Origin of the sequence: Vibrio palustris (assembly GCF_024346995.1) — a bacterium.
GTDB lineage: Bacteria > Pseudomonadota > Gammaproteobacteria > Enterobacterales > Vibrionaceae > Vibrio > Vibrio palustris.
In genome coordinates this window covers 537,246-551,822 of record NZ_AP024888.1, presented here as the reverse complement: position 1 = coordinate 551,822, position 14,577 = coordinate 537,246, and the positions used below count along the sequence as shown (strand labels likewise).

The window sequence follows — 14,577 nt, the reverse complement described above, 5'->3', positions numbered from 1 at the left end:
TTTATAGGTTTGCTACGTGGTTACGCAACCATTCACCACGAAAACTATAACGAATAAAATAACTTTATCATTGCTATGGAATGTTTTTCTATACATTAAGCTCATATTTAGCCGTTAATTAGTAATAACAGACCAAGAGTGTGATTAATTTGCGTAATATCACGAATAACCCTTTAAATTTTGTGTATAAAATGGATAATACGCTCCTCAATGATTTTATAAATGGTGATATGATGTCTACAGAAGCAACTTTACTTGCACGTTGTAACGCTCATTGTGAGCTTTGCAATTCCGACGCTCCTCTCTCTCCTTACGTGGTGTCACCGCACACAAACGTAACCGTAGATCATGCGGTGATGCTTTGTGAAACTTGTCGTACACAAGTTGAAGACCCAGAAACGATGGATATGAACCACTGGCGTTGCTTAAACGATAGTATGTGGAGCCAAGAGCCTGCGGTACAAGTACTTGCATGGCGTCAACTAAAACACCTTTCTGCTGATAATGGCTGGGCTCAAGATCTTCTCGATATGATGTATATGGAAGAAGAGACTCAAAAATGGGCTGAGATTGGCATGGATGACGATGCTGAAAAACCTCGTGACGTTAACGGTGTAGAGCTCAAAAAAGGTGACGACGTCACTATCATTAAAGATTTACCAATAAAAGGTTCATCACAGGTGATTAAGCAAGGTACAGTGGTGCGAGGAATCAGTGTATCTGACGACCCTAAACTAGTATCAGGTAAAGCCAACGGCCAATCTATGTACATTATCGCAGAGTTCTGTCGTAAAAAATAACGATTACGTTGCACTCTGTTATTGATGCCGAAGGAGCCATGCAACTTCGGCATTGTTTTCCCTAATCAACGGATATCTCTATATCTAGACCACACTTGACTTATGTCCTCCCCCGCTGGTTTTTAACGGGTAAAAAAAAGCCGACAATCAGTCAGCTTTTCATTCCTTACCGATCAATTCAGTTTAAACCAATATCACGAAGTAAGTGTTCAGACAGTTCCGATGTGTTATGAAAAGAGGTGGTCTCTTTTCTCAACGTTACGACATCGAAAAAGTGTTTTATCAATCCTTTGAAGTTAACCGCGTAGGTTTTGTCATCCGTAGACGTATGCTCCAATGTGTTCATCGACATTGTATGTGGCATAATGCCCCCTTCACTATTAAGGTTATGGACTTCATGCTGATAACAATAACTGAAATAGAGTCAGACTAACACTGACAATTCTTATCAAAAACGATAAGTTTATTTCATGCGAATATATTAGCTTTAACCATGAATGTATATTCAAAATAAACGGTAAAATTAAATGGTAGCGGCCTTTATTATTCCAATATTGAGGTGTCAGCCTTTCAAAAAAGATAAGAAAAAGTAGGCGTAACCTCTAATGCTTCACTTTATGTAATGCTCAATGAATTTTATGACTCGACAACCGGTGTTGGCATAATCAAGTAAACGGTACGATATAGGCAATAACTCCCCACGAACTGATCCAAGCGACAATGATCAAAGTATCAATCCAATCTTTTGTCCACATCTTACTTCCCTCATTTGCTAGACAATTCGGCAAACACTCACCGAACTTCGTGATATACAAACAAGGAAAAGCAAGATTTACGCCAGTGTATTACCGGCAAAGACGTTAACGACTTAATTGGACTGGCTACTCGGAACTGCTACGGCATTACTATCACGATTAGAGTACCGGCTCATAAAGCTTAAAAACGTATCGGCCATCGATTGTGAGCTATGGACAGCAGGTTGAGTCATGCATAAAAATGCGTCATACCCTTCTTTGCCCTTAACTGTATAACTCGATGAGACTCCGCAATATATTTCATTAGGATCAGCCGCCTGCCACTCGCCATAACGATATATCTCTAATTGTTGAATCCGTTCGCCGAGCGGTGCATTCTCTTGATAGTCAAACCGGCAGTTATACAAATAAGGATAACTGCCCGTACCTGTTCCATCGACACCGTTGTTGAGTGCGTTATTAATCGCCCCTTCTAGTACCTGCGCTAAAATAGCGCCGGTAATTTTATAAACGGCGAGCGGAATAACAAAGGGCAATATATTGCCAACAATATCTGCCACCGTCAGTGGCCCTGCCGGTATTGATGCTCGAATCCCCCCAGCATTATGTAAAGCAAAATCCACCGGGTAGCCGTCGGCCAACATACTTTCATAAAACCCTTGGGCTACCAATGGCCCGAGCTCACTTGGTCCGTGTTGATCAGGAACACGTACATGCCGCAACGGAGAGTCCAATTGCGCGACAACCTGCTTTTGACGCTCCCGTACTTGCGGTAAATAGTTATCGTGTAAAATAGTCTGAATCGTTGGGTGTTTCGGGCATGTCACCACGTAAGGGTGCTGAGCCAAAATAGCTCTGGATTCATCATAACGTCGAGTGTCATACTCAGATCCTAAACTTGCATCCATGAAGACGCGGCGGCCAACAAGAATTTCATTTTGTCCTTGCAAGCTAACCACTCTCCCATCGGTAGCAAAATCAATTTGGCAGTGGCCTAACGCTAATGCATGGCACCCAGACTGCACCACATACGTATCACCAACTTTGTATCCATAATCGTCATTTTTCTCGAGACCTAAATCACTAAAGTCACCCTGTAACACATGACTATGCCCGCCGACAATCACGCCGATCCCATCAACCTCTTCGGCAAGCTGTAGATCTTGACGGTAACCTAAGTGGCTCAGCACTATAATTGAGTGAACACCACTCGCTTTGATAGCCGCAACCGTATTACGAGCTACCTCAATCGCATTAATAAACGGCGTGTCATCATCTGGATTGGCTATGTCAGACATTTTATCAAGAGAAATCCCAAATATAGCCACAGGGTGCCCAATGCTCCCTTTTACAATCCAGCGCGCACATTGAGTATCACGTTGATAGCTATAAACGTTTTTGTTTTCTTTTAACTTGACGGGTTTGTCTTTATCTTCATCACAAAGATCCCAGTTACCGGCTAATAATGGAAAATTAATTGCGTGGGCAAATTCAGCGACAGGTTCATTCCCCATATCGAGTTCATGATTGCCTAACGCCATTGCATCGATGTTCAATGCATTAAGTAATTCCGCATTAGCACGACCTTTAAACAGCGAAAAATATAACGTGCCTTGAAAGCTGTCCCCGGCGTGAAGAAAGACAAAATCTTGATCTCGCTGTAGTGCGCGCTCTCGTAACTCAGCAACACGCGTTGCAATACGTGCAAAACCACCAGCGCTTACATACGGTGATAGCTTCTCTTTTTGTAACGTTAAATGTAACTGTAGCGACGTTGGCTCAAAATAAGAATGGGTATCATTAATATGAGCCAGTGTAATGGACGTGACGTGGCTGTGTTCAGACATGTAGAGAGACGCTCCTTTTTCTATGCGGCACAATGAACACTCTCCAGTGAACCGCCAAATAAGACCGCAATAGCATATCGAATATTGGTACGACTTTGTAGCGCTAACGCCTTTTCTGTTTATTTGGCGTATTTTCACCTGTAGTTAGGACTGTAAATCGCTGATTTGTTATGCAATTAGTATGAAACATGCGCTTTTCTCTTCATGCTTATTGTTTGCAACTGCGTATTAACTATCCACTATGTTACTGCCAGCCGAAAGCGCGACGTTTATGTCGATATCGTTTAATCGCAGCCGATTTCTCGTCAATCCCCGAACGTATTAAATTTATTTCGATTGATCATAAGGATCGTTTGGTCGGGCGCGAAGCAATCTGTAGGCAACATTCAGGTAAGTGAATGATATACGTGATATCGTCTACTTATTTTTTATTAAAAAATTGCGCCACTTATCAGCTACGCTTATAGTCGTCACACATGTTGTGGCATCTAAATCATCGTCTATCGTTCTATGAAATCATCTATCACTATTAAGTGTACAAGGAGTCGTCTGCTTTGTTGTTGGATATCGTTACGCAAAGTGTTAACGAGTTTCAAGTTGATTGTTTGAAACTCTGTGAAAAACATTACCCTTCAATACACAATCAAGGTATGAGTAATCATCATCTAGGCATGGCATTTTCTCGCCGTTTAGCGCGTACATTGGTAGAGTTTGGGCATAGTTGTCACTTCGATGCGATTGAATCAGCCAATCGACACGATCAACCTCATCATTATCGAGTAAGCAGTGACATTGGTACCGTATGGATTATCACTCATCATATGGCAAGTGCGAGCGTTGCATGCCGTAATAAACTTATGCGTGAAATTGCCGTATGGAAAGAAGAATATGGGTATGGTTTACAACCCAATGATTTATTGCTGATCCTGACCGATCATTGGATCAGTCGCAGCCACAATAGCCGTGAGTTACTCCATTGGTGGACCGGACAACTACCCGATGAACTGGACGAATATAAAACCCAAGGCATCACATTGTATGAAAGCGAATCGCAAATGACGCAAACGTTGGATACGATGTTTCATATACGCCCATGCTATTTAAAATACGGACATCCTCTAAAGCGTTCTCGTAACCAACAGTTAGTTCGTAAATATATTCAGCTTTACGCAGTGCTTCAGTGGGATTGATACCACGCCATACACCAAAACCTGCACAACCAGTTGTCGTTTAACCTGGACGTCATAGTAACGTCATCCGCCCCTGACACACTCCAAGTATGAGAACGAGTGTCAGGCATCTATTTTGAAACGTTTAAAGCGCTATCAATATGAGCGTTATGCCGTACTATGTCAGCTTGCTTATCCGAGGGTATTTAAACACACTCGTTATGGCTTTGATCCGAAAGGACAACAAATCGTCTATAACCAGCATGGCAAAATTATGATCCGGATAGTCTGGAGCCAAAGAGATGAAGAAGTTATTGTCATCATTAAAGGTTCTCACTCCATCAGCGATTGGCTATGGAATTTTGCCATCCATAAAGTGCGTCACTCAACGCTCCCCGTGCCTTACCCCATTCATGCGGGATTTTGTCATTTACTGACGCAACCTAGCCAACCCAAAGGGGGCGGCACTACGTCAAACGTTTCAGTCTTTGAACAAGTGATGCGCTACCTCGCTCCTCGCATTAAAGAAGGAAAACGTATCACGGTAACTGGTCATTCTTCTGGAGGCGCGATTGGCTGTGTACTGGCAGATATAATAGACATCCGTTATCCAAAAACCATTAAACGTGTCGTCACTTTTGGTCAGCCTGCCATCGGCGGATGGAAAATGCATCGGCGATACCGCTTACACCATAAAACTTACCGAATTTGCTGTGATCTTGATATCGTAACCTTTTTGCCCATGCTGCCTGGTTACTATTGGCACGTCGGACGTCTACTATGGCTCCACAACGGTAAAATCTATCATAATACCCCTGCTGTGATACGCTTAGGTCGAACCATATTATCGTGGCTATTTCGTCCTTTCTCTTATCATCTGATGAGTCGCTATATCCGCAATAAAGATTTTTTTGATAAACGTTGAACAACGCGCCCCACAAAGCGCTTATCTAGCGTACCTTTGCTTTATGTATCAGTAACCGTATGAGCCTTTTGATTGCGATACATCGTGAGTAACCCAAAGAGCACAAAACACAGTGATACCCCTTGCTGTATCGCTAAAATCGGCTTGCCCTGGAGCAACATCAAACTGCCCATAGAGAGATTCATAACGGCAAAACACAACCATCCGCCAATATGTCCTTTAGCCAATAAATACCCACCTAACAGAAAACCAACCATAACGCCCATTTCTAACCATTGAGTCACTGACGTAATACCGCCATATTCATAAAAACTATAGCTGACACCAAACAGGATAAAACAATAGGTGATTAGAGACGTGAGTTTATCGAAAAGCGGGTTCAGCGCCTCTTGCTTGACTAAAACATATAAACCAAACACCATCGCCGGAATTCCTCCAGCTTCAATCGAGGCTGCAATCCAGTTATCATGTCCTACTAAAATAATAACCCATGGCGGAACGCCTAGGATGTACACAAGCCACCCGATAATTTTCAGTCGACGTTGTCGTTGAGTCGAATGCTGTGTCTCAGCAACCGAAAACAGCCCTTTGTTGGCAAGGTAAAAAAGGCCACCCCATACTTGCAAGAACACATCCATGTATTCACTCCATACCTGTAATTAAAAGACATAACTGACTAAAAAAAATAGCTAAACCATTAAGATTCAGAAATATTGCTCCAATACCGTATCCTCTGAGTACGATAACGTAAAGCCACTGTTGCTGCACGCAAAAGCTTGCTTATCGTCTGTTCCTTCATACACCCGTACATTAGCAAACCAGTTGCTTAAGGCTTGCTCTGTAATAGGCTGCGACAGTGATTAATGTATCACCTTTAGCTTACTTATAGTTTTTTCCAAAAGTAATAATAAGGGTTAACTTCGCTAAATATCATCGATATGATGATTAAAAAAAGTAGACGATAAACCTATGGTTTTTATATTAATGTATAAAAAAAACCGATTACCGAACTGATAGATATAAAAGTGACAGTGACTTACCTATTATATTCAGGTATTATGCGAAAATTAATGCCTAATAGCTGGTTTATTGAGCATCTGTATGTAGCTGAAAAGCATTTTTGCGCGTTTAAATAGACGGATATGACTGATTAATTTTTTATGTTGTCGTTTGAGCGTCATGTAATATTTAATTAACAATAGTCAGGTCGGTCGCAATAATGCGACAATTCTCAATCATGTTACTATTATGACTGACATCGATACTGGCTTAAAGTGACATAGTGGATTTATTTTGTGGACTACACCAACCTTGTATTTCTCTCCAATATTATTTGTTGTTACGCATTTTCTGCGGTTGGTTGCCTATATATGTACGGTGTCAGTCGTAAATTAGAAAATAACAAAAAAGTCGCCGCACGCTGCTTCTTACTATTTTTCTTATCTATTGGTACGGCTCACTTGCTTTTATTGATGCGTAATTGGGTCGACCCTATTTACTCTATCGCATTATCTAATGCGATTTATCTGTTGATTTTCTATTTCCTGAGTCTCGGAGTTCAGGCTTGGTATAAACATGCTATCACACGACAAAAAATACTATTCATATTTGCGCATATGTGTCTATTTTCATTATCTCAAGTAATGTTATTTGTTTATAACCAAGATAGCCTTCTATTTCGGGTCATACTGGCATACATTAATAATGTCACGATCTTAGTCTATACATTATCGATTGGTTTAAAGTCGTATTCCAAAAATAATACTGGTGAAAATATTATTATTTTCACCTTGTTAGCAATGATCGTCATCATTGCACTACCGCTCATCACGATGATTACTTTAAGTCAAAATTACCCGTATATGTTCGTTACCACAGTGATGATGAGTCAGAATATGGTGTTATTCATTGCCTTAGGTGCCTTACTGTCACTTTTTATGTTCGACCAAGTGCGTATGCACTACCAACGTTCGATACATGACGAACTGACTGGCATCCATAATCGCCGCTATTTTTATGAGCAAATTAAACAACTGATGCTGAGTCGTCATGCGCATGGTTATATCGCATTAATCGATATCGATTTGTTCAAATTAATGAATGATAAGTTTGGGCATGATATTGGCGATGACGCCATTCAAAAATTGGCGGAAACTATTACTGAGTCTCTACATTCGGATATGCTATTTGGGCGCTACGGCGGCGAAGAATTTATTCTTTATATTCCAATAAGAATCAATCCTACAACTTATTTAGAGGCATTAAGAGCCAAGGTTGCCCAAATCATGATCCAAGCAGATAATGAAGAAATGAAACTCACAATCAGTATTGGCTACAGTATCTTAACGGCGAATAATGAACTAAAAGCAACAATAAAAGAAGCCGATCTATCGCTCTATCGAGCCAAGCATGCCGGACGTAACTGTGTGATCGGCTGGGAAGAATTGAATTAGATCTGAATATTAACCACCAGCCGCCTACTTTTAGATAGCCAAGCGAATAAAGTCTGCGTAAGCAGTCATTAATATCTCGCTTGCGCAAGTTTGCAAGGAATATACTCCATGCTCTGATTAAAACACGACAACAATAACCTTATCATCGTGTTTTACTCAAAATAATGAGTGCGCAAAAATACGCCTCATTAAATTATTTCACACTCATAAGATAATGAGACGACATGCATATACACTGACCCCGTGCTCAAACTTACTATCACTATAAATACGACATAAAGAAACTTACGACTGACTTTCTATAGTGCTATCTTGCGCCCTATATCAAAAGAAATAGCGCACACCAGCATAAATATCACGCATATTGATATCAACGTCAGAATCATTAACGGTGAATTGACTATACATTGAACGATAACCTAAATGCACATCAAAGTTTTTACGAAAACGTATGCCAAGCTCCGCCCCAACCTGATAAGCAAAGCGATCTTTATCGACATTCAGTTGCGGCATCGAGCTTTTACTGTCTATCGACATCTGCCCAATACCAATCATAGGCGCAAGATAAAAGTTTCCGAAATCATCAAGCACAAATAGGTGCGCTTTAAAATTAATAAAGTACGCATGTGAATCTAAGTGTAGGTAATCTCCAGAATCTGAATAGTCCGCGTCACCGAACTTTCTATATTCCGCTTCAATGCTAGTCTTTACTACATCATGAGTATTGAATTCATACCCGGCAACAATGTTATAGCCCATGTCGCTATGATCATCACCAGAGCTACCATCAACATCAAGCTCGACAGTGTTGGAAAACGCTAAATCGGCACCAATATAAAATTGGTCACCAGTCTGTCTAACGAAGTTATCTGCTTGAGCGTAACAAGTTGTACTAGAAAAGAGAGCCGCCGCTGCAAATAATGCTTTTGAACCTTTCATCTATGTCAATTCCATGTAAAAACGATAATGTATCATACAAATATATTAATAGAACAAGATTATTATCAATAAGTTAAACTATTTTAATATTTAGTATGAGCAATCATCATATTTATTAAAAATGAGAATAGTTGTAATCAATAGCAAATAAATAATGATAAAGAACTGACTCTTTAGAACAATGCGCCCATACATTGAATCACCGAAAAAAAACGATCCATCAGGATCGTTTTTCAGGCTAAAAATGAGTGACAGGCGGTACGAGTAGTAACGGCTTATAATCCAAAGCCAACTTTCGGTAACTTGCGAATAGAGCGTACGCCCCATGCTGCAAGGTTAGGTTTAGGATCACCTTTGTGTTCACCCAAACAAATGTAACCTTTCGCCAAGTAACGATATAAAAAATCACCTCCTTCTAAAGCCGCATTTTTATCATCTCCCACGGGAAGAGTAATACGCTCGACACGCAGATCAGTGGCGGCTTTAAATGCCGGATAAGCACTAGAAGTAACAGGATGAGCACCTAAATCTTTAATTAATGCTTTATCTGATTGCTTGGCTAGATTACGACTAAACAACATAATTAAACGCATTTGCTGTTCAGATGAAATAATGAGCATTTCCATCATGGAGATCCCTTTGAAACAAAACATTATATCCTAAACACACATTGAACTCTATGCGGTCCGTGGTGTTGATAAGTGACCGCGTCACAATTTATTTCATCGCCACTATCTCGCTTTACCCCCACTCTACCTATGGATTATAAACCACCGGAGAGATCGAGAAAATTACCTGTCGAAAACGATGACTTCTCACTGGCCAGCCAATAAATCGCTTCAGCTACTTCTTCAGGTGTACCGCCTCTTTGTAACGGTATTTTACTCTGTAACCGACTAATGCGCTCAGGTTCACCACCATCGGCATGCATATCAGTATGAATTAATCCAGGGCGGACACAGTTAACACGGATACCTTCCGCTGCCACTTCAAGCGAGAGTCCTTTCGTTAACGTATCAATGGCTCCTTTCGATGCTGCATAATCAATATATTCGTTCGGTGAGCCTGTACGTGCTGCGCCAGAAGAGACATTGACAATCGTGCCACCTTGCCCAAAATGTCGATACGACATACGTTTAATTGCTTGTTTACAACAAAGAAAGTAACTAGTGACATTGGTTGTCAAAAGTGTATTAATTCTTTCTGCACTCATATCTTCTAGGCGTGACTGTGGGCGAAGAATCCCGGCATTATTAATCAAAACTGATAGATTACCGAGCTCATTATCTATAGTAGAAAACAGGCGCGAAACCTCTTTTTCGTCAGAGACATCCGCTTGAACGGTAATACATTGTCCGCCAAGGGAAATGATCTCATCAGCCAAAGCAGACGCAGCATTGATATTGGATTTGTAATTAATGCATACCGCGTAACCTTTTTCGGCAAATAGTCGTGCACATGCTGCACCAATACCACGCCCGGCCCCAGTAATCAAAACCACATTATTCTTATTCATAATAACCCTTAATATCTTTAGTTAAATTGACGATTGATAAATTATTCTGGCGTCTGCGTTGAGCTGCTATTTGTATCAAGACATAAATTTCAATTCGTTAGATGCCTGGCGCGCCATCCATGGATACCAATACGACAAAGTAAAGTAGATTAGAGAAGCACACCTTCATAAAAAACACAAGATTATCGACGTCTATTGAGAAGGCAACGATGAAGGTCTCGACCTATCATAAATGTGCATGTTGCGTATTTAGTTCACAAAGTTGCATTTTTTCACAATCACACCAATGCAAATGATAACGGTTTTCATTACTATAAGCCTTCTTATAATAATGACCCCAAAAGGCTCTTGATATGCCGCTATATAAAAACAAACTGATTGTCCCACTTACTATTTTCACCCTATCTCCGCTGTATGCTATTGCGGAAGATGTTCCAATGGATACGTATGTCGTTGAGTCAAGTCGAATGAATACCACTCGGCAAGACTCTTCACAAGTCGTTACCGTAATCAACCATAAACAAATTCAGCAACAGTTAGCCATTAGTTCTGATAGTTCTCAAGTATTATCAAATCTGCTACCCGCTTACTCGCCGAATACTCAAAAGCTCAATAATAGTAGCCAAACCTTCCGTGGTCGTACCGTACTTTATATGATTGATGGCGTCCCGCAATCCAATCCACTTCGCGAAGGAAGTCGCTCTGCACATACTATCGACTTATCCATGGTTGAACGCATTGAAGTCATTCATGGTGCTACAGCCATTCATGGTATGGGGGCGACTGGGGCAATTATTAACTTTATTACGCAATCCAATGATACAAGTGAGCCTCTAAAACAGCACGTAAATGTGCAAATGACAATGCCAACCAATCATCTTAATTCAGATTCTCCCTCGTATCGCGCCAGTTATAATGCCAAAGGCTCCAAAGATAATTGGGATTATCTGTTTGCGATTACAGGCGATGCACAAGGTATTTATCAAGATAGCGACGGCGACGCTATCGGTGCGGCAACCGTACGTGGCGATATTATGGATTCAAAAAGCTATGATGGCTTTATGAAGTTAGGATATTGGTTTAGCGATAGTCAAAATTTGCAGTTCTCCTACAACCGCTACCAACTAAAAGGAGATATGAATTACACTGGCGTAGCGGGTGATCGCGCCAATGGGATCGCCACCTCTTCAATCAAACAGCGCCCGGAAGGGAAAGCTCCCTTTAATAAAGTCGAAACCTATAACTTACTTTATACGGATACCGACTTATCAGGTATGACGTTAAAAGCTCAAACGTTTTATCAACGCTTTAAAGGGCGTTACGGTGCGACGACATCGTCAAGTTTCCAAGACCCATCCACTTCAGAAACCATTTATGATCAATCGCAAAATGAATCAGATAAAATAGGGGCGAAAGTCACGCTATCAAAACAAGATCTGTTTGAACAGCCACTCAAAGTCACTGGAGGGCTCGATTTACTCAAAGATACCACCAGCCAAAAATTGATCTTAACGGATCGCACTTATGTGCCAGAAACCACATACTACAATTATGCACCGTTCGTACAACTGGAATACAAACCATTTGAACGCTTGGTATTGCAGTCTGGTGCGCGTTATGAACATGCTAAACTCGATATCCCTGATTACCAAACCGTGGCAGCGCGAAACGGTGTGTCCGTCGGTGGTGGCTCACCAACCTTTGATAAAACAGTGTTTAATGCTGGTGCAGTATTCAAACTTACGCCTCAAGTCAGTGTCTTTGCTAACTATTCGCAAGGGTTTGGAATGCCCGATGTCGGCCGAGTATTACGTGGGGTCAGTCAAAGCGGACAAACAGTGAACAGCCTGATCGATCTCTCGCCTATCGTCACCGATAACTATGAAGGTGGTTTGCGCTTTAATAATGATAATATTCATTTTGAAATCAGTTATTACGAATCCAACTCTAAGCTTGGCAGCCGTATCGTGGAAAATGATGGTTTGTATACTGTTAAACGCGAACGTAAGGAAATCAAAGGAATAGAAACCTCATTGAGTTATCAACTAAATTCAATCCATCAATTAGAAACTAGCTATTCTTATATTGAAGGGGAATCTGATACCGATGGTGATGGTGATGTTGATACCAAACTCACTGGTGCGAATATCCCACCAAACCGTTTACGTATTGCATGGACAGCGCAATGGAATGACAAATTTTCCACAATGCTCCAAGCCAATCATAACTTTGACCGCTCATTTGATGATGAAGAGTTAGAATTTGATGGCTACACCTTAGTTGATGCATCAATGCAGTATCAATTGCCGGTTGGCCAGTTGAAGTTCTCTGTCGCCAATTTATTGAACGAGGATTACTTTACGTATTACTCGCAAAGCGCTTATAAAAATGATGATTTTTACTTCAAAGGTCGTGGACGTACTGTCACATTGGGTTATGGGTTAACGTTCTAACCCACTTAATACACCAAGAATGTAAAAGGCCATTCGAATAAAACATTTGGATGGCCTTTTTACTTATTCACTAGCTTCGACAACTCGGCTTCTTCCCCAGTAGAGGGCACGTACCGCAATACTGAGCCGGCTGCGTCGCTTTATAATAATAACAACAAGTTCGCCTTACACGGGTCGCGGTTGGCCCTGTTTCACTTATCGGGATCGCATAGTAGTAACGCGTGATAGGATTATGACCTACACCAAAGATCCCAGTTGTATCGGAATCAATTAAATACGCAAAATCCGCTTGAGCCACATCCGCCCCATTATGTTTAGCTAAGATAGGTAAAATACGTCTTTCGTAAATACTAAAAATACGCACGGCAATATTTTCCCACAATACCGCTTTGGGAACGCGCGTTAAGCGATGAAATTGCTCGACTAATAACGATAAATGCCCTTTAAATACGTGAGTGAGCATCGCTTCTCGCCAGCTTACTCTGTGCGTGTGCGCGCCAAGCGGGTGAACCGAGCAATGTTTCAGAGGCATACGTGATTGCCACAGGCGCTCGATTAACGGATATTCAAACACACAATTCTCAATACGCATATCCAAGGCTTTATCGTACCAAGCCATCCCACTGAGCAAGGGAGCTAATGTAAGAAAAGCGATGCGTTTGATAACCAGTGAGGCGGTAACTTTTAAATCCGTTGCGCCAAGTTGGGGTTGGATACGCGTTAATATCTCTAAACAGCACTCATCATCCAGTAGCTGCTCCGTATCGATAGAGTATGGTGACAATTGGCTACAGTCCACAAGACCAAACTCTCCCAAACGTTGCCATTCGCTATCGAGCAAACTGACCTGTGCTTGAGCATGCCCCTCAGTCATGCTCTCTACCTACATCATGCTTAAGCTGGCGTCCTTTACCATAAGGTATGCACATTGGCGTGCCAAATAAAGGATCTTGGCCAATATAACACTGCATACCAAACACGGTTTGCACCATTTCATGATTAAGAATCTCTTCAGGCTTACCTTGGCAATGAATGGTGCCATTTTTTAACGCAATCATTTGATGAGCATAACGACACGCTAAATTAAGATCATGCAATACCATCAAAATCGTAGTGTGATGTTTTTGGTTAAGATCGAATAAAAGATCTAATATTTCAATCTGATGAGTGAGATCGAGATACGTGGTGGGTTCATCAAGTAATAGAATCTCGGTGTCTTGCGCAAGCGCCATAGCAATCCAGGCGCGCTGTCGCTGACCGCCAGACAGTGAATCTACCGTACGCTGTGCAAAATCTAACATATTGGTATCTACTAAGGCTTTTTTGACTAAGCGCTCATCTTCCGCACGCCAATTTTGTAGCCAATTTTGATGAGGATACCGCCCCTGCCGGACAAGCTGCTCAACCGTGAGTCCTTCTGGCGCGACCGGCCCTTGCGGTAAAATAGCCAGCCGGCGAGCCACTTCTTTGCTCGATTGTTGATGGATGTTATCACCATTGAGCAAGATATCGCCAGAGAGTGGCGTTAATAATCGGGCTAATGATTTTAAAAGCGTTGATTTACCACAACCATTACCTCCTACCAATACAGTGATTTGATTAGGTAAAATTTCGACAGTAAAATCCTTGATGATCGTCGTTTTACTATACCCAAGTGACAAATTATGGGTACGTAAAGGAGAGATAGGCAATACCTCACCATCGGTATGGGCACTCATAA

At 41.4% G+C, this 14,577-nt stretch carries 13 protein-coding genes; 5 read left to right on the top strand and 8 right to left on the bottom strand.

Annotated elements, in window-relative coordinates:
* Positions 1-233 precede the first annotated feature (233 nt).
* Positions 234-800, top strand: a complete 567-nt coding sequence (locus tag OCU30_RS14845; protein ID WP_077315071.1) for a PhnA domain-containing protein — start codon at positions 234-236, stop codon at positions 798-800.
* Positions 801-978: 178 nt separating this feature from the next.
* On the opposite strand, the gene OCU30_RS14840 is transcribed toward OCU30_RS14845, so the two are convergent.
* Entirely contained in the window at positions 979-1,164 is a 186-nt protein-coding gene (locus tag OCU30_RS14840) for a hypothetical protein (protein ID WP_077314284.1), read from the bottom strand.
* 504 nt (positions 1,165-1,668) lie between these two features.
* Complete coding sequence (locus OCU30_RS14835) at positions 1,669-3,402, bottom strand: bifunctional metallophosphatase/5'-nucleotidase (protein WP_077314285.1); 1,734 nt, start codon at positions 3,400-3,402, stop codon at positions 1,669-1,671.
* Between the two features lie 554 nt (positions 3,403-3,956).
* On the opposite strand from OCU30_RS14835, the gene OCU30_RS14830 reads away from it, so the two are divergent.
* Together OCU30_RS14830 and OCU30_RS14825 are read left to right on the top strand one after the other, a co-directional pair.
* Positions 3,957-4,592: a hypothetical protein gene (locus tag OCU30_RS14830; protein WP_077314286.1), complete on the top strand. Its 636-nt coding sequence runs from the start codon at positions 3,957-3,959 to the stop codon at positions 4,590-4,592.
* A 115-nt stretch (positions 4,593-4,707) separates the two neighbouring features.
* Positions 4,708-5,496: a lipase family protein gene (locus tag OCU30_RS14825; RefSeq protein WP_077314287.1), complete on the top strand. Its 789-nt coding sequence runs from the start codon at positions 4,708-4,710 to the stop codon at positions 5,494-5,496.
* A 41-nt stretch (positions 5,497-5,537) separates the two neighbouring features.
* Here the strand turns inward: OCU30_RS14825 and OCU30_RS14820 are convergent, their stop codons facing one another.
* Positions 5,538-6,134 (bottom strand): nicotinamide mononucleotide transporter, encoded by a 597-nt coding sequence (locus OCU30_RS14820; protein ID WP_077314288.1) that lies wholly within the window; start codon positions 6,132-6,134, stop codon positions 5,538-5,540.
* Positions 6,135-6,791: 657 nt separating this feature from the next.
* Between OCU30_RS14820 and OCU30_RS14815 the strand changes: the two genes are divergently transcribed.
* On the top strand, positions 6,792-7,949 hold the full coding sequence (locus OCU30_RS14815) for a GGDEF domain-containing protein (protein ID WP_139343481.1): 1,158 nt from the start codon (positions 6,792-6,794) through the stop codon (positions 7,947-7,949).
* Between the two features lie 324 nt (positions 7,950-8,273).
* On the opposite strand, the gene OCU30_RS14810 is transcribed toward OCU30_RS14815, so the two are convergent.
* From OCU30_RS14810 to OCU30_RS14800, 3 genes are all read right to left on the bottom strand, one after another.
* A complete protein-coding gene (locus tag OCU30_RS14810; protein ID WP_077314290.1) occupies positions 8,274-8,888 on the bottom strand; it encodes an outer membrane protein in 615 nt (204 codons plus the stop codon).
* Positions 8,889-9,163: 275 nt separating this feature from the next.
* On the bottom strand, positions 9,164-9,541 hold the full coding sequence (locus OCU30_RS14805) for a hypothetical protein (RefSeq protein ID WP_261821309.1): 378 nt from the start codon (positions 9,539-9,541) through the stop codon (positions 9,164-9,166).
* A gap of 110 nt (positions 9,542-9,651) precedes the next feature.
* The gene (locus OCU30_RS14800) at positions 9,652-10,404 is read right to left on the bottom strand and encodes an SDR family oxidoreductase (protein WP_077314292.1); all 753 of its coding nucleotides are present in this window, start codon (positions 10,402-10,404) and stop codon (positions 9,652-9,654) included.
* 353 nt (positions 10,405-10,757) lie between these two features.
* On the opposite strand from OCU30_RS14800, the gene OCU30_RS14795 reads away from it, so the two are divergent.
* Entirely contained in the window at positions 10,758-12,857 is a 2,100-nt protein-coding gene (locus tag OCU30_RS14795; protein WP_077314293.1) for a TonB-dependent receptor, read from the top strand.
* Between the two features lie 70 nt (positions 12,858-12,927).
* Here the strand turns inward: OCU30_RS14795 and OCU30_RS14790 are convergent, their stop codons facing one another.
* Together OCU30_RS14790 and OCU30_RS14785 are read right to left on the bottom strand one after the other, a co-directional pair.
* Positions 12,928-13,731, bottom strand: coding sequence for an IucA/IucC family C-terminal-domain containing protein (locus OCU30_RS14790; protein ID WP_077314294.1), 804 nt, complete (start codon positions 13,729-13,731; stop codon positions 12,928-12,930).
* Positions 13,724-14,575 (bottom strand): ABC transporter ATP-binding protein, encoded by an 852-nt coding sequence (locus tag OCU30_RS14785; RefSeq protein WP_205408796.1) that lies wholly within the window; start codon positions 14,573-14,575, stop codon positions 13,724-13,726. Before OCU30_RS14785 ends, OCU30_RS14790 begins: the two co-directional genes overlap by 8 nt.
* Positions 14,576-14,577 lie beyond the last annotated feature (2 nt).